Origin of the sequence: Pandoraea sp. CB10b_02, from assembly GCF_002216225.1 — a bacterium.
Taxonomy (GTDB): domain Bacteria; phylum Pseudomonadota; class Gammaproteobacteria; order Burkholderiales; family Burkholderiaceae; genus Pandoraea; species Pandoraea nosoerga.
Map to the genome: position 1 here is coordinate 219,301 of NZ_NJGW02000001.1, position 15,575 is coordinate 234,875.

The window sequence follows — 15,575 nt, forward strand, 5'->3', positions numbered from 1 at the left end:
AGCGGCGCTCCATAGGCGTCGCGTGCCCGAATGCCGACTGGACCACAGCCCTCCCAAACGGCGAGCGGGCCTCCGCTGCTGACCCCACTCACCGCACTCACCTCACTCGCCATAGGCACCATCAATACCCACCGAGACCCCCGTCAGGCGGGCGTCTGCGCTGCTCTGCGTACCCGGGACTTTTCTGTTTGGGATGATTCCTATATAATTTGACGTCATAAGCATATGACTAATAGTGATTTGGAGATGGCGCCAGGTCACTTTTTTGTTGGAAATCGTCCCATGTCCCCCGACCTCGCGAGTGTGTTCCCGGCCGCGGCCCTGCTGGGCGCGGGCGTTGGCCTCGTGCTCGGATTGACGGGCGCGGGCGGCGGCATCTTCGCGGTGCCCGCGCTGGTGTTCGGCCTTGGCTGGGGCGTGCCGCAGGCGGGGCCCGTGGCGCTGCTCGCCGTGGGGGCAAGTGCCGCGGTTGGCAGCGCGCAGGGCTTGCGCGCCGGCCTCGTGCGCTATCGGGCCGCCATGCTCATGGCCGGCATTGGGGTATGCGTTGCACCGCTCGGTACGTGGATGGCGCATCGGTTGCCCGAGCGATGGCTCGTCGGACTGTTCGCAATAGCCATGCTCATCGTGGCTGCACGGATGTACCGCGCCTCACGCGGTGCGCGCGCCCGTGCGTCAACGACAGGCCCGTCCGGCGCCGCAGCGGCGCCGCCGCCGTGCCGGCTCGACCCGGCCACGGGACGCCTGCACTGGACACGTCGCGTGGCCGGCACGCTTGGCACCATCGGCGCCGTCTCCGGATTCGCCTCGGGACTGCTTGGTGTGGGCGGCGGTTTCGTGATCGTTCCGGCACTGCGCCGGTTCTCCGACATCACGGTGCACGGCGTTGTGGCGACGTCGTTGTTCGTCATTGCGCTGATCTCCGCCGGAACGGTCGCCAACGCGTGGTGGCACGGCATGCATCCGGGGGAGCAGGGCTGGACGTTCGTCGTGGGCGCCGTTGCCGGCATGGTCCTCGGCCGGGCGCTCGCGCCGCGCCTCGCCGCCGCGAGGTTGCAGCAGGTCTTTTCCGCCCTCATGGCACTCGTTGCGCTCGGCATGTTCGTGAAAGCCTTCGGCGCTTGATGCCTTGCGCCGCGGCGCGCGATGTACCGGCGTCGCACGCGAGCGTGTGCGAATGCATGAATGACGCCCGAGGCCGGGCATGCTTTTTCAGGTCGATTTCATTCTCTCGAAAATCACAACGCCTTTCGAGTGAATTGCCGTTTCCAATGAAACGCGCATAGCGGCGCTATTTCCAAACGCAAGTCGGTATTGGCGGCGGTTCGCGCCGGAGGAAATGAATCTTTTCCTTGCGTATCTGTCCATCAGAACGCGCCTGAAGCAAGCAGCGGGCGGGAATTAAGCAATTCCTGCATTAAATCGCCGCGGCATGCGTGCACTGCGCGGTTCGAAAACAGTGATCTGCCTATTCTGAACTAGGATGTTTCCTATAACTGAGTTCGAATTGGCCGGATTTTGTAGATTTATCCTATATTCCTGCTGATCGTAAAACGTGACAGGTAACGTGAATCGCCACGCGTTGCGGGTCAGCATTTCATTGATGACCACGACACACGTTGACGCTTTCCCTTCCGGCTTCGGGCAATCCGCAAAAGCGGTGCGCGCGGTGGTGCGACACGCTCGCACGAGCCTGATCGGTGCCGTGGCGATGCTGTGGCTGGCGGGGTGCAGCGAGTACCAGCCGTCGGCGGCGGGTGGCACGGGGCAGGGCGCCGAGGCGCACACCGCCGGTGCATCGTTGTCGGCTGCGCATTCTCCGACAGCGACGAAGGAGATCGATACCCGTTTGCGGCCCGTGGCGGCCGCGGTCGCGATGAGCGGGACACCACAAGTGGGCCGCGTCGTGAGCGGAACGTATCGATGGATGGCCGACTGGCCTGAGACCGATAGCGTGCATCTGTGGGAAGCGGCGTCTGGCCCGACACGCATTCGGGTCGTGGGACGCGCCCGCGAAATGATGCCCTCGGCCGGCTTGCGCGGCGCGCGGGTTCGCTACTGTGTCAAGCCGGTCATCGGACAAGGGGAGACGCGGCTCGCGGGGCACAAGACGTGCTCCGCGTGGACAACGGTCGGCGACGCGAGGTCGCCCGACGCCGCGGAATAACGCGAGGCCGGAAGCCGGCAGGACCGGTGCTCCGCAAGACATCGCGCAACGACGAGGCGGTCACTCGCCAGTGACCAACGAGTGTGTCGGCCCGACACGCATTCCTCTTTCAGGAGGCCATGACGCGTAGACGCGGCGGAGGATCGCGCGCGCCCACGGCTGACTTCTTTTAAAAGGATTTTGCACATGATGGTAAAAATTCTGATTGCCGATGATCATCCGATCATCGCCTCCACGCTGCGTGAAATGCTCTCCCCGGATCCCGGCTTCCACGTGTTGCCGCCGGTGTCGAACTCCACCGAATTATTCAAGGCGCTCGAGACGAATTCCGTCGACGTGCTCATCACCGATTACTGCATGCCGGGAGGCACCTTCGGCGACGGGCTCGTGATGATCAACCGCGTGCGCCGCAAGTATCCGGACGTCAAGATCATCGTCTTCACGTCGATCGAACAGCCGGCCATCATCCACGCGCTCGACAACTGCGGCGTGCTCGGCGTGATGACCAAGTCCGACGATCTGCGCGAAATCACGGTCTGCGTGGAGCGCTGCCGTCGCGGCATGAGCTATCGCGGCGGTCGCGCCGAACAGATCCTCGAGGAGCAGATGCGACGCAAGCCGACGGCGCGCCGCCCGCTTTCGCCCAAGGAAATGGAAGTGCTGCGCATGTATCTGGATGGCCAAAACGTGTCGCAGATCGCGGCGGCGCTCAAGCGCTCGGCCAAGACGATCAATAACCAGAAGCGCATGGCCATGTGCAAGCTGGGTTGCCGCACCGATATGGAACTGTTCAAGCTGCACGTCTCGAGTCCCGTCCAGTTCGATCGCGAAGGCGAAGCCGAAACGGCAACCGCGGCCTGAGCCCGCCACCACGCCGGACGCCGGAGCCTATGCCCACCCGAACCATGATGCGTGACATCGCCATTGCAGGCTGTCTGCTCCGTGCAGGCAGCCTGCTTGCGCTTCTCTTCGGCCTGTCCGTCTGGTGCGCGGCGGTGTCGTATGCGCTGTTCGGCGCGCTCTGGCAGGGCGGCCAGAAGACAGAGGCGTTCTTCGCCGCTGTGGGCCGCGAGATCCGCGATCTGGAGATATTCAACGAGCAGGCGCGCGCCATGGCGCAGTCGACGCAGGCCAGCCGCATGCGACCGGGCGGCGTGACGCAGACGCTGACCGATCGCATCCTCCAACCATTGCTCAGCATGCCCGTGGGCACGGCCAAACGCATCAGCGGCGTGGGTTGGGACGGGCAGTTCGAAATCGTCAAGCTCGCCGAGATTCCGCCCGAGCGCGCGGAGCTCTATGCACGCTTGACCTTGCGGCTCATGGTGCTCGACGCCAACTTCTGGAGCCCGCTCGACAGTCAGGACGAGACGTTCATCATCTCGCCGGACGGCGCCTTCGCGACATATCGCCCTGCCGCCGGCCGCGAAGCTTTCAGTCCCGCCAAGCTGGCGCAGGATGCGCGCGCGATGCTGGGCGAAATCAACAAGGTCGAGCGCTATCACGCGCGCGCCCGCGGCAACAGCGAAGGTCCGTTCTGGACGTACAACTACGAGCATCCGGTCACGCATCTGAAGACCGTGGCGAACTTCACGCCGATTCGCGACCTGCAGGGGCATCTGCTGCTGTACGTCGGCACTAGCATGTCGCCCGAAATGCTCGTGCCGCCGCATATGCGCGACCTCCAGCAGACCGGGCAATCGCTGCAACTGGTGTCCGACGATGGCCTGGTCATTGCCAGCGCCGGCGTGCCGCTCCCGTCTCTGGGGCATTTGCGCAGACTCCTCACGCTGCCGCTCTTCGGCGGCGCCCGCATGTCCCTTTGCACCGACGGCCAGCGCATCGTGTTCGAACGACACCTGCCGTCCGCGCCGTGGTTCGTGCGTTATGCCGCGCAGCCGTCCACGCTGCTGCGCGAGAACGCGACGCTGCTGCTCGGCGCGACCGTGCTACTGCTGCTATATGCGGGCGGCGTATACGCCGGCATGCGCTACATGCGCCAGCGCATCATCGAGCCGGCCAGTCAACGCACGACCACGTTGCTTGAGCGTGACGCCTTCACCCAGACGCTTATCGAGACGGCGCCGGTCGGCATGGCCATCATCGACCCGTTCGAGCCGGCCGTCGTGATGAGCAATCCGGCGTATGCGGGAACGGTCGACCTGTTGCGGCAACTGGGCGACGGCGAGCTCACCCGCATGTACCGCCAGCTCAACAGCGGCGTGGTCGCGCGGCCGGCGCGGCGTCTGCTCAGCGCCGTCGACGACGCGGGCGAGCGCCACTACGCCGTGAGCTTCGTCGATACGGTGTTTCGCGAGGCGCCGGTGCTCATCGCCACGCTCTCCGACGTGACCGAGCAGCGCCGCTTCGAACTCGAGCAGCGCAAGGCGCGGCTCGCTGCCGAGTCCGCCAATCGGGCCAAGGACGTGTTCCTCACGACCGTCAGCCATGAGATGCGCACGCCGCTCTATGGCACGCTGGCGTCGCTCGAGTTGTTGAGCGCGCAGAAGCTCGGCGACGATCACCGTTACTACGTGGATGTGATGGAAAGCTCCACGCGCAATCTGCTCGACCTGATCAATGACCTTCTCGATTACTCGCGCATGCAGGTCGGGCGTTTCGAGCTCAATGCGCGCGACTGCTCGTTGCTCAAGGAACTCGAAGCGGTGGGGCTGTCGTTCACGGGACGTGCGCGTTTGCAGGGCCTCACGCTCGACTGGATGATCGATCCGGCGCTCGCGCGCGCCGTACATACCGATGCGCTGCGCATCGGCCAGGTGGTCACCAATCTGGTCGGCAACGCGATCAAGTTCACGGAGAAGGGGCATGTGGCGTTCAGCGCCATGCTCGCACGCGCGGACGCACAGGGCTGCGACGTGACCTTCACGGTAAACGACAGCGGCGTCGGTATTGCCGCGGAGGACCTCGTGGACCTGTTCCGGCCATTCGGAAAGAGTACGAACGAGCCAGGCATGCAGCACGGTACGGGCCTGGGGCTGGCCATCTCGCATCAATTCGTCGGCATGCTCGGGGGCCAGTTGCGGGTGGACAGCCGCAAGGGGGAGGGCACGACGATGACCTTCACGCTGCGGCTGCCATGGGCCGCCGAGAGCGAGGCGCCGCTCGTGATCGAGAGCGGGGAAACATTTGGCTATGTCAGCGCGCTCTCGCGCCGGCACGGGTACCTCGAAGCGTTGATTCGGCGCGCGGGTTTCATTCCCGTGCGCCATGACGATGCCGTGTCGTGGTCCATGGGCGCCGGTCGCAGCGATGACGCCGGTCTGCTGATGTTCGCCGACGAATGGCCGGTGCGCGGCATGGCGGGCGCGAACGTCTACCTGCTGCGTTCGACGCCGGTCGACCGGCCGGCGGGCGCCACGCGCGCGTGGCCGCGCGACATCTCTCTCTTTCAGCAGGCGGAGTTGTGGGAGGCGATGGGTTCGGTGCCGCGCCCCGGTGAGATGTCGCATGGGGAACTGCCGTCCACGACCGACGCGCAGGCGCGCTCGCAGCCGCTGGCCGGCTGGTACGTGCTCGTCGCGGACGATCATCCGATCAGCGGCATGTTGCTCTCTCGGCAACTGGAAGGATTGGGCGCGATGGTCGACTGCTACCACGACCCGCGCGAGGCCCTGGACGCCTTCGATGCCGACTCGCACATGCTGGTGATCACGGACGCCAACATGCCGCACATCTCCGGTTATGCGCTCGCGACGGAGATCAAGGCGCGCGCCTCGCACGTGCCGGTGCTCGTGGCAACCGCGGATGTGACGCTGCGTCACGACGGCGATGCGAAGTCGCCGTATGACGCGATCGTCTACAAGCCCGTCGACGCGCGCTCGCTGCTGCGCGCGGTCGATCTGGTGCGCAAGCGCTACCCGGCGCTGTCCGGCGAAATCGCGCCGTTGCCGGCGCCGCCGACCGAACCGGCCAACGAATCGGCCGCCCACACGCCCGCAGCGAACGAGGGGAGAATGCCGCTCTCGGATATGCTCGACACATTCGTCAACATTGCGGATCAGGACATCGCCAACTGCCGCGCGGCCCTGGCCACCATGTCGCGCGAGACGCTGCGCCACTCCGCGCACCGCCTGCGCGGCGGCTACATGACGTTCGGCCTGGGTTCGCTCGCATCGCTCGCGGCGCAAGTGGAACACCTGGCGCCGCAGGCGTCGTCTGGCCAGATGGAAGCGGCGCTCGACGCGCTCGACGTCGCCTGGAACGAGTGGCTGCGCTCGCAGGGCCACGCCATCGCCACCGACGCGTGACGGCCGGTGCAAGGCGACGCCGACTGGCCGCGCGCGCCGCGCTACTCCACGAAATGCTCCGAGACGATCTGCCGCAGCCACTGATTGCCGGCGTCCTGATGATACCGGCGATGCCAGAACACGTTCGTCTGCAGCGCCGGAAGCCGTAGCGGCGGCTTGACGAAACGCAGCCCGAACGGCTCCGCGGCGCGTTCGGCGAATTTTTGCGGCACGGTCACCACGAGATCGTTGACGCTCACGACATAGGGCACGGCAATGAAGTGCGGCACCCAGAAGTTGGCGTCCGCGCCGAAGCCGGCTTGTGCAAGCAACTGATTGACGCGAGCGTAGGGATTGTCGCCCGTCGACACGAACAAGTGCCGCGCCGCCTGGAAGTCCGCAAGTCCCACGCCCGGCCTGTCCAATGCATGCCCGATGCGAAACATGCTGACGTACTGCTGCCGAAAGAGGCGCCGCTGGAAAAAGGGGCCGGTGAGATCGTCGAACGCGCCAACCGCGAGGTCGATACGGCCTGCAGCCATCTCTTCCTTCAGATCCGGCAACGTCGCGCGCACCGTGCTGATCCGAACGCCCGGCGCGAGCCGGGTGCACAGGTCGACGAGCGCCGGCATGAAGTACACCTCCCCGACATCCGTCATTGCCAGCGTGAAGGCGCGCTGGCTGCTGGCGGGATCAAACGCCTCGCGATGATTGATCGCGCGCGAAATCCCCGCCAATGCGGCCGACACCGGCTCGGCCAACGCCTCGCCGAACGGCGTGGGCTGCATGCCAGCCCCCGTGCGCGTGAACAGCTCGTCGCCAAACGTCTGGCGCAGGCGGGCCAGACCGTTGCTGACGGCGGGCTGCGACAGGCCGAGTTCGCGCGCGGCCTGCGAGATGCTCCGATGCGTGAGCACCGAATGAAAGACGACCAACAGGTTCAAATCGACATCGCGCAAGGAAATCATGGTGCGGTTGATCTATTCATGCTGTGAATATAGTGGATTTGTCTATTTATATCGCAAAATGTGATCGCTTGTCGGACAATGGTCGCATTCGAAATCAGGAGACGAGGCAAGTCATGCGCCAAGCCGATCAAATCCAGGGGGAACTGGGTTATTTGTCCGGGTTCGCCAACGAATTCGCGTCCGAGGCCTTGCCCGGTGCGCTACCCATCGGACAGAACTCGCCGCAGCGCGCGCCGTATGGGCTCTACGCGGAACAACTCTCGGGCACCGCATTTACGGCGCCGCGCGGCCATAACCGCCGCTCGTGGGTGTATCGCATTCGCCCGGCCGCCGTGCATCAGCCGTTCACGGCCATCGAGCAGGCGCGCTGGTTGAGCCGCTTCGGCGACGTCCCGACGCCGCCCAACCAATTGCGCTGGGACCCACTGCCGATGCCCGATGCGCCGACCGATTTCGTCGACGGCATGGTCACGATGGCAGGCAACGGCAGTCCGGACGCCGGCCACGGTTGCGGCATTCATCTGTACGCGGCCAACAAGTCGATGGAAGGCCGCTTCTTCTACAACGCCGACGGCGAAATGCTGGTTGTGCCTCAGGAGGGCCGGCTGAGTATCGCGACCGAATTCGGCGTGCTCGAGGTCGAGCCATACGAGATCGTGGTATTGCCGCGCGGCGTTCGTTTTCGCGTCACGCTGCCCGACGGCCGCGCTCGCGGTTATGTCTGCGAAAACTACGGGGCCTTGTTCCGTTTGCCGGACCTTGGCCCGATCGGCTCGAACGGCCTGGCCAACCCGCGCGACTTCCTCACGCCGGTCGCCGCCTACGAGGACGTCGAAGGCGACTTCGAACTGGTGGCCAAGTTCTGCGGCGCGCTCTGGCGCGCCGACATCGGCCATTCGCCGCTGGACGTGGTGGCATGGCACGGCAACTATGCGCCGTACAAGTACGATCTGCGCCGCTTCAACACCATCGGCTCGATCAGTTACGACCATCCGGATCCGTCGATCTTCCTGGTGCTGCAGTCGCAGAGCAACACGCCGGGCGTCGACGACATCGATTTCGTGATCTTCCCGCCGCGCTGGCTCGCCATGGAACATTCGTTCCGCCCGCCCTGGTTCCATCGCAACGTCGCCAGCGAATTCATGGGCCTGATCCACGGCGTGTACGACGCGAAGGCCGAGGGCTTCGTGCCGGGCGGTGCTAGCCTGCACAACTGCATGTCGGGCCACGGCCCCGATGCGGATACGTTCGAGAAGGCGTCCGCGGCCGATACGACCAAGCCCCACAAGGTAGACGCCACGATGGCCTTCATGTTCGAGACGCCCGCGGTCATTCGTCCCACGCGCTTCGCGCTGGAGTCGAAGCAACTGCAAGGCAACTACTACACGTGCTGGCAAGGCCTGAAGAAGCACTTCAACCCGAACCAGAAATAAGCGGCGTCGGCTAACGACCCCCCCCTTTGGACGGCCGGCCCCGCGCGTCGTGCGCCGTGCCGGCCGCAGCACTTCTCCGAAAAAGGAATTCACATGTCTGCTCTCCCGCAAAGCTGGGTCGCGTCCGCCAACACTGGCGTGACGGACTTCCCGCTGCAAAACCTGCCGTATGGCGTGTTCTCGACGCAGGCGAACCCGTCGCCGCGCGTGGGCGTGGCTATCGGCGACCAGGTGCTCGACCTGGCCGCTCTCGAGGCTGCCGGCGTGCTTGCCGCGGGCGATGCACCCGTTTTCGGCCAGTCGTCGATCAACGCTTTCGTGTCGTTGGGCAGTGCGGCATGGCGCGCCACGCGCGCGCGTCTGACCTCGCTGCTCGCCGCCGACGGTGACGCCGCGCTGCGCGATAACGCCGCCTTGCGTGCGCAGGCGCTCGTGCCCCTGGCCGACGCAACGCTGCATCTGCCGGTGCAAGTACCGGGCTACACCGACTTCTACTCGTCGAAAGAGCATGCCACGAACGTGGGCAGCATGTTCCGCGACCCGGCCAACGCGTTGCTGCCAAACTGGCTCGAAATCCCGATCGGCTACAACGGCCGTGCCAGCTCGGTGGTCGTGAGCGGCACCGACATCCATCGTCCGAACGGACAGATCAAGCTGCCGGACCAACCGCGTCCGATCTTCGATGCGTGCCGCAAGCTCGACTTCGAGCTCGAGACCGGCTTCATCGTCGGTCGTGACACGTCGCTCGGCGAGGCACTCGGCATCGAGGCGGCAGAGGCGGCCATCTTCGGCATGGTGTTGCTCAACGACTGGTCGGCCCGCGACCTGCAACAGTGGGAATACGTGCCGCTCGGCCCGTTCAACGCCAAGACGTTCGGTACGTCCATTTCGCCGTGGGTGGTCACCATGGAGGCGCTCGAGCCTTTCCGTGTCGCCGGTCCGGAACAGACGCCGCAGCCGCTTTCGTATCTGCAACAACCGGGCAAGCATGCGTTCGACATCGAACTCGAAGTGCTGATGCGAGCCGAGGGCGATGCGCAGGCGACGTCGATTTGCCGCACCAACTTCCGCTACATGTACTGGAGCATGGCGCAGCAGCTCGCGCACCACACCGTGTCGGGTTGTAACGTCCGCGTGGGCGATCTGATGGGTTCGGGCACGATCAGCGGACCGACGCCGGACTCGTTCGGCAGCCTGCTCGAACTCACCTGGAACGGCAAGAATCCGATCACGCTCGCCAGCGGCGCGAAGCGCTCGTTCATCGAAGATGGCGACACCATCGTGATGGCCGGCTGGTGCCAGGGCGATGGCTATCGCGTGGGCTTCGGCGAAGTCAGCGGCAAGATTTTGCCGGCTAGGGCGCGATAATCCGCTGCGCCGCCTGCACACCGCCCGGGCGAATACGCTCAAGCGGAACATGCACCGAACACGCGCCGTACCGCTTCGTCGGTCGGCGCGTTTCACTTTGGTGACTCATGCGTTGGCATATGCATGCAGGCGTCGGTGCGCTCCGCCGGTGCGAGATGCTGCCACCACTCGCTCAGGCGCCGGATGCTCAGGCTGGCGGTGACGCGGCAGCGCGTTGGCGTGTAGGCGAGCTCATCGCCGACGCGTCGCAGTAGCGGCGGGTCGCCAAGCCGCGCGCGACGGGGCACGCGAAGCGATCGCCGCTTGGGCTGGGTGATGTCCTGATGGGGTGAGGTATTGGGCATTGAATGCTCCCGGCATCGTGTGATGACGAGACCATTAAGCCATGCCGGGCCGTTTGGCGACAGGTGAAGCGATCCGAAAAATGCGTCCGCTTTGCGTGACATCGGCGCCGAGACGGGGAGGGACCGTACTGTGCCGCCGCTCGTGCGCCACTCATGCGCCACTCATGCGCCACTCATGCCGCCCTTGTATGCCTGTCCCGTGGCGGGGTCGGCGGCGCTGCCGGAATCGTGCCGTCAGCCGCGCGTCTCTTCGCGGTCCGCCGCCTTGCTTGCCGATGCGGAGGCCGAGGCCGATACCGGTGCCGAAGGTTCGGCTGCGCGCGTGTTCGGCCCCGGGCCCGTCGACGTTTCCGGCGGGACTGTCGCCGCCTCAGTCGCTGCCCCGGTCGTTGCCCCGGCCGGCGCCCCGGTCGGCGCCATCATCGGCCGGTTCAGGCCCTCGTTGATCCAGGCGGTGAGCAGCGTGTATGTCACGGCGAGAATGACGGGGCCGACGAACAGGCCGACGATGCCGAACGTCAGCATGCCGCCGAGCACGCCGGCGAGAATCAGCGTCATCGGCAGATCCGCACCGCGGCGAATGAGCATCGGGCGCATGACGTTATCGAGCATGCCGATGAAGACCGATAACACGAGCAACAGGGTTGCCAGCGTGGGGCTGTCCTGCCAGTAGAGCCATGCCACGCTCGAGAGCAGTACCGGGAAAGGCCCGATTTGCGCGATGCACAGCACCAGCATGAGCGCCGTGAGGAAGCCGGGCAGCGGCACGCCGGTCAGCCACAGTCCCAGGCCGCCGAGCAGCGATTGCGTCACGGCCGTCACCACGATGCCGAGCGCCACCGCGCGAATCGACATGCCGGCCAGCCGCACCGATTCCTCGCCGCGATCGCCTCCCAGACGCCGCGCCATGCGGATAAGTGCGCGCGCCGCGTGCTCGCCCTGCATGAACAGGATGGCCGAGATGATCAGCGTCAGCCCCAGGTGGACGAAGAGCAGGCCGATCGACCCGAGCTTCGCGAAGCCCCATGACGCCGCCTTGACTGCGTAGGGCTGCACCTTGGCGACGAGACCGCCCGGGCCGGCGGCGGCCAGGGCCTGCCATTCGTCGCTGGCGCGCTGGCCGATCACCGGAATGCGCGCGAGCCAGTCGGGCGGCATGGGAAGACCGCGCTGGCCGATCGAATGAACCTGTTCGCTGATGTCGCTCGCGTGTCCGATGAGTGTGCCGATCGCCGCCGTCAGCGGGGCGACGACGATAATCAACATCGCGATGATCATCACGGTGGTGGCGAGCCAGCGGCGGCCCCAGAGGCGGCGTTGCAGGCCAATGAGCATCGGCCAGGTGGAGGCGACGATCGTCACCGCCCAGATCAGCGCGGGCAGGAATGGCAGCAGAACCCAAAGCGTACCGATCATCAACAGGCTGAGCACCAGGATGATCAGCAGATTGCGGGCCAGCTCACTCGGGGTGGTGGAAAACATAGGCGCTCCTGCGGGCGGGGAAAGAAAGGCGCGCGGCAAAGCCGCGTCCGTCGAGCGCATTCGTGCGCAGCGGGCGCGCTCGTGAAGGAAGATGCCACGCCGGGGCAGGCACGGCAAGTGCGTCGCAACACTTCGTCACAAAGCCGTCATCGAAGCAGGCGCGCGATCCGTGCCGTGCGCGTCGCCGGCCGTGGCGCCGCGCTCGAAATCGCTCGAGCCGCCCATGCCGTGCGGCGGTATGCCGGCCGGTGCGACCATGGTCCCATGCCGGCGTGCCGCGGGTGCTGCCGGTCCTGCCGGTACTGACGCCGCCGACGGCGGCGACCGCGTCGGCGAGACGGTCCCGAGACTCCCATGGCATTCGCCGGCGCCGGGCATTTCTCCGATCGGCGCCCGGGCTCCGGCGTTCTCCGGCGTGCCGCCAGAGGTGTTCCCGCACGCCTCGTTCGACACATCGGGGCCGAGCGCGTCGTCCCGATCCGCCGCCATGCCGCAGAACGAGCCCGAGGACGAAAGGCCCGAGTCCGCCTGCGAGGCGAGGGTGATGGTGCTGATCTTGGGCCGCCCGCGCCGTCGCATGTAGGCCGTGCTGATGTCCCCGTGTCGCGCAGCCACGCCCTACAGGCCGATGGCCGTTGCGATCGTGCCGTAGATCGTCGCGAGAAGCGCCTGCGTGTGCCAGTCGATGCCCACGTCCACGTCATCGGACCGGGCGGGCGATGCCGTCGAATTCTCGCCGGCGCCCGGCGAAGGGTCATCGGCGGCTCCGGTGGCTCCGGTGGCTCTGGTGGCACAGGCGCCGTCGTGCAGCGATGCCAGGAAATAGAATCCGAGCGTCAGCGTGAGCCATATGGCGCGAGGCGCCGCCGACGCGAGGAGCAGCCTCATCTCGCGCCAGAAGACGGACCACCCGTCGGGCGCTGCGACGTTCGCACGGGCACCGGCACAGGCGTCGGCGACCAGATCCGCAAACCGGTCCTGGAGGAGCAGTTCCAGTCGCGCATCCTCGGCGGGCATGCTGATTCGTTCGATCGTCGGCTGCAACAGCATGCCGGGAATCGGGGCGAGGAGAATTTCGAGCGCGGCGTGAATCGTGTTGGCGAACCGGTGCGACATCATGCCGGGAAGCGCGGCGGACAGCCCTGCCTCCATGCCCAGCCGCGCACCGTTTCGTATCACGCCGTAACAGAGCACGAACCCCACGACATGGGCGAGAACCTCACGCGCGGGGTGGCGCAGTACCCAACTCAGCGCTTCCTGACCCTGCGCGGGCGTCATGCGCGTGACCTTCTTGCGAAGTGCCGGGTGGCACGCATTGAAGCGGGCCATGCCCATCAGGCTGATGAGGACGACGCCAGCCGCTTCCACCGCGGGCCACAACGCGGCCTGCGTGCGCTCGGGGTCTACGCTGTCGACGAGCAGCGCGATCAGCGTCGAGCCCACGGCGAACGGCAGCGCATCGCGCTCCATGCCTATACGCAGGGAACGCAGGCAGAGGCCCGGACGTTCATGCCGCATGAGCGCATCGAAGCGGCGACGGACGTCGGGCGCATCGAGCCCACGTTGCGCAAGCGCTTGCGCCTCTGCACGCAGGTGCGGTTGCAGCGTTTCGTACCATGGCAATGACAGCACGGGGTCTTGCACCGCGGCCTCGCGTCGCGCGCTCTGAATACCTGGCCCCGCGGCGCTTCCGGGTTGCCGCGGATGTACGCGGCGCCGCAGCGCCGGCGCAGCGATCTCATCACGCAACGCTGCGTAGATATGCTGCGCCCGCGTGAACGTGTCGCCGCGCTCGCCGCGCAGACCGGCGACGGCGCGGCCGTCGCGGTCCGGCCGCACGTTGGCGACATGCCGGGCAGCGAGCGCGAATTCGACGCCGTCGGACGCGAGGCCGGGCGAGTTGCCATTGACGTCGACTTTCCGGCAGGCGTGGGCGCACGAGATGGCCATCTGCTGTTGCACGAGGGCGAGATCGGCGGCGAGGTGACGGGGCGACGCCGTGCAGGGCATGCGTTCGGGCGCGTCGGCGCTGAAACTCGTGGAGCGGGTGCGGCAATTCAGGGAATGCAATAAACCGTGGGGCATGTCGTCGATGGCGGATCGGCTCGGACCGCAGCAGGGCTCGGCTGGGCTCGGTGCGGATACTCGTGCGGCGCCTTCTCGTGGGAAAAGAACGGGCGATGCTACGCGCATCCCTGTGTGATGACGACGCTCCGACAGGCGTTTGAAGACGTTAAGCCGCGTTTGTGCGTACACGGCGGCGCGCGCTGTCTCGCGCGAACGGCCGTCACTGCCATGTGCGGCCATGCGCTCGTTCCCGGCGCGACACCTTCGGCGCCATAATCCCGATACGGTAGCGCAACCGCTCGTATGCGCTCGACCGCCGGATCACTCCGGCACTACCATCACGCCCGCGCGCAATCCGTTCGCCACGTTCGGATTGGGAAACACGATGCGCTCCTCGGGGTGCGAGACGGTGTACGTGTTTTCACCATCGCGTGCGAGTACGGTGCCTGCGGGGTAGGGCGTGAAGTTTGGCGTGTCGGCAGGCACGTCGAGCACGAAGGCGTCGGTACGGCGCACGATTTCCGCGGCCACGCGAAACCGGCGCGGGCCGGTCGTCCGTGCGTCGTCGCGTTCGCCCATCTCGCCGCCCGACAACCAGCGGCGCAAGGCCGCGTCGATACCGGCGAAGTCCGCAAGCTGGTTCTGCCCGAACGGGGCGACCTTGCCGAGTTCCAGCGTGCAGCTCTCGGCGCCGAAGCGCGCGCACGTGTAGTAGGAGAACGTCGCCGACGGCTGATCGGTGAGCACGACCGCTTCGATGCCGGCGGCCGCGAGCGTCGCGACCCAGGCGTCGCTGGCCGCGTGTTGCGGCGTGCTCGGCACCACCGCGAAGCGCGGGTAGAGCGATGCGCGAATGGCGGTGTGCATATCGACGTGCCGGCGCACCCTGCGTACACCGTCCACGCCGGCGAAGAACTGCGCCACGATCACTTCGAGCTCTCGGGCGCGCTGCACTGCTGGTGACTCGGCGCGTTTGGCATGTGCGCCCTGGAAGAGCCGGTTGAGGTCGTATTCGAGATATCGCTTGCCGGCGCGCACGGCCTCGGGATTGCCAAGCACGACGAGAACGCGCTCGCGCAGCGTCAGGCGAGCGTCGGCGATATCGCGAAGGATGCCGTCGACGATTTCGATGGGCGCCGTTTCGTCGCCATGAATGCCGCAGGACAGGATCGCGTCGAAGCGATGGCCACGTAAGATGACATCGGACGCGCCACCACCATCATCACCGTCGGCGCCGGCCCTCGCGGCCGGCGCCAGCTCCAGCACGCCGTGTGCGTGGCGCCGCCAGCGCACACCGCACGGATCGACGCCCGCGCCGGGGCTGGTGTCACGCGCGTCGAGCACATCGCTGAGCCAGTCGCGCAGGGCCGAACGAGAGACGGGCGTCATGGCGAGGATCTCCAGGAAAACCAAATTCGTATTCTATGCGTGTCCGAGCCGGGATCGTCACATGATGTTCCGGCCATGCAATCCGTGTCATCATGATCCGCATCGCACGC

11 protein-coding genes are annotated in these 15,575 nt (G+C 66.3%); 6 read left to right on the top strand and 5 right to left on the bottom strand.

Features of this window, described 5'->3' with window-relative positions; translation table 11 throughout:
• The first annotated feature begins 282 nt into the window (after positions 1-282).
• From CDN36_RS00900 to CDN36_RS00915, 4 genes are all read left to right on the top strand, one after another.
• Positions 283-1,125, top strand: coding sequence for a sulfite exporter TauE/SafE family protein (locus tag CDN36_RS00900; protein WP_287495757.1), 843 nt, complete (start codon positions 283-285; stop codon positions 1,123-1,125).
• A 478-nt stretch (positions 1,126-1,603) separates the two neighbouring features.
• The gene (locus CDN36_RS00905; RefSeq protein WP_287495758.1) at positions 1,604-2,167 is read left to right on the top strand and encodes a hypothetical protein; all 564 of its coding nucleotides are present in this window, start codon (positions 1,604-1,606) and stop codon (positions 2,165-2,167) included.
• A 186-nt stretch (positions 2,168-2,353) separates the two neighbouring features.
• Positions 2,354-3,028 carry a response regulator gene (locus CDN36_RS00910; protein ID WP_150554314.1) on the top strand — a complete coding sequence of 225 codons (675 nt, stop codon included), beginning with the start codon at positions 2,354-2,356 and terminating at the stop codon, positions 3,026-3,028.
• A 29-nt stretch (positions 3,029-3,057) separates the two neighbouring features.
• Positions 3,058-6,435: a hybrid sensor histidine kinase/response regulator gene (locus CDN36_RS00915; RefSeq protein ID WP_287495759.1), complete on the top strand. Its 3,378-nt coding sequence runs from the start codon at positions 3,058-3,060 to the stop codon at positions 6,433-6,435.
• Between the two features lie 41 nt (positions 6,436-6,476).
• Here the strand turns inward: CDN36_RS00915 and CDN36_RS00920 are convergent, their stop codons facing one another.
• Entirely contained in the window at positions 6,477-7,382 is a 906-nt protein-coding gene (locus CDN36_RS00920) for a LysR family transcriptional regulator (RefSeq protein WP_287495760.1), read from the bottom strand.
• A 113-nt stretch (positions 7,383-7,495) separates the two neighbouring features.
• On the opposite strand from CDN36_RS00920, the gene hmgA reads away from it, so the two are divergent.
• Together hmgA and fahA are read left to right on the top strand one after the other, a co-directional pair.
• The gene (gene hmgA / locus CDN36_RS00925; protein WP_287495761.1) at positions 7,496-8,815 is read left to right on the top strand and encodes a homogentisate 1,2-dioxygenase; all 1,320 of its coding nucleotides are present in this window, start codon (positions 7,496-7,498) and stop codon (positions 8,813-8,815) included.
• A 93-nt stretch (positions 8,816-8,908) separates the two neighbouring features.
• A complete protein-coding gene (gene fahA, locus CDN36_RS00930; protein WP_150554318.1) occupies positions 8,909-10,183 on the top strand; it encodes a fumarylacetoacetase in 1,275 nt (424 codons plus the stop codon).
• Positions 10,184-10,275: 92 nt separating this feature from the next.
• On the opposite strand, the gene CDN36_RS00935 is transcribed toward fahA, so the two are convergent.
• The 4 genes from CDN36_RS00935 to astE all read right to left on the bottom strand — a co-directional run bounded on the left by CDN36_RS00935 (position 10,276) and on the right by astE (position 15,465).
• Positions 10,276-10,527, bottom strand: coding sequence for a hypothetical protein (locus CDN36_RS00935; protein ID WP_287495762.1), 252 nt, complete (start codon positions 10,525-10,527; stop codon positions 10,276-10,278).
• A gap of 234 nt (positions 10,528-10,761) precedes the next feature.
• Positions 10,762-12,009, bottom strand: coding sequence for an AI-2E family transporter YdiK (gene ydiK / locus CDN36_RS00940; RefSeq protein WP_287495763.1), 1,248 nt, complete (start codon positions 12,007-12,009; stop codon positions 10,762-10,764).
• A 618-nt stretch (positions 12,010-12,627) separates the two neighbouring features.
• On the bottom strand, positions 12,628-14,316 hold the full coding sequence (locus CDN36_RS00945) for a hypothetical protein (RefSeq protein WP_287495764.1): 1,689 nt from the start codon (positions 14,314-14,316) through the stop codon (positions 12,628-12,630).
• An 81-nt stretch (positions 14,317-14,397) separates the two neighbouring features.
• Entirely contained in the window at positions 14,398-15,465 is a 1,068-nt protein-coding gene (gene astE, locus CDN36_RS00950; RefSeq protein ID WP_287495765.1) for a succinylglutamate desuccinylase, read from the bottom strand.
• Positions 15,466-15,575: the final 110 nt, after the last annotated feature.

Excerpts from the sequence above, each read along its gene's own strand:
- CDN36_RS00900 (WP_287495757.1), top strand. The coding sequence starts at position 283 with ATGTCCCCCGACCTCGCGAGTGTGTTCCCGGCCGCGGCCCTGCTGGGC.
- CDN36_RS00905 (WP_287495758.1), top strand. The coding sequence starts at position 1,604 with ATGACCACGACACACGTTGACGCTTTCCCTTCCGGCTTCGGGCAATCC.
- CDN36_RS00910 (WP_150554314.1), top strand. The coding sequence starts at position 2,354 with ATGATGGTAAAAATTCTGATTGCCGATGATCATCCGATCATCGCCTCC.
- CDN36_RS00915 (WP_287495759.1), top strand. The coding sequence starts at position 3,058 with ATGCCCACCCGAACCATGATGCGTGACATCGCCATTGCAGGCTGTCTG.
- CDN36_RS00920 (WP_287495760.1), bottom strand. The coding sequence starts at position 7,382 with ATGATTTCCTTGCGCGATGTCGATTTGAACCTGTTGGTCGTCTTTCAT.
- hmgA (WP_287495761.1), top strand. The coding sequence starts at position 7,496 with ATGCGCCAAGCCGATCAAATCCAGGGGGAACTGGGTTATTTGTCCGGG.
- fahA (WP_150554318.1), top strand. The coding sequence starts at position 8,909 with ATGTCTGCTCTCCCGCAAAGCTGGGTCGCGTCCGCCAACACTGGCGTG.
- CDN36_RS00935 (WP_287495762.1), bottom strand. The coding sequence starts at position 10,527 with ATGCCCAATACCTCACCCCATCAGGACATCACCCAGCCCAAGCGGCGA.
- ydiK (WP_287495763.1), bottom strand. The coding sequence starts at position 12,009 with ATGTTTTCCACCACCCCGAGTGAGCTGGCCCGCAATCTGCTGATCATC.
- CDN36_RS00945 (WP_287495764.1), bottom strand. The coding sequence starts at position 14,316 with ATGGCCGCACATGGCAGTGACGGCCGTTCGCGCGAGACAGCGCGCGCC.
- astE (WP_287495765.1), bottom strand. The coding sequence starts at position 15,465 with ATGACGCCCGTCTCTCGTTCGGCCCTGCGCGACTGGCTCAGCGATGTG.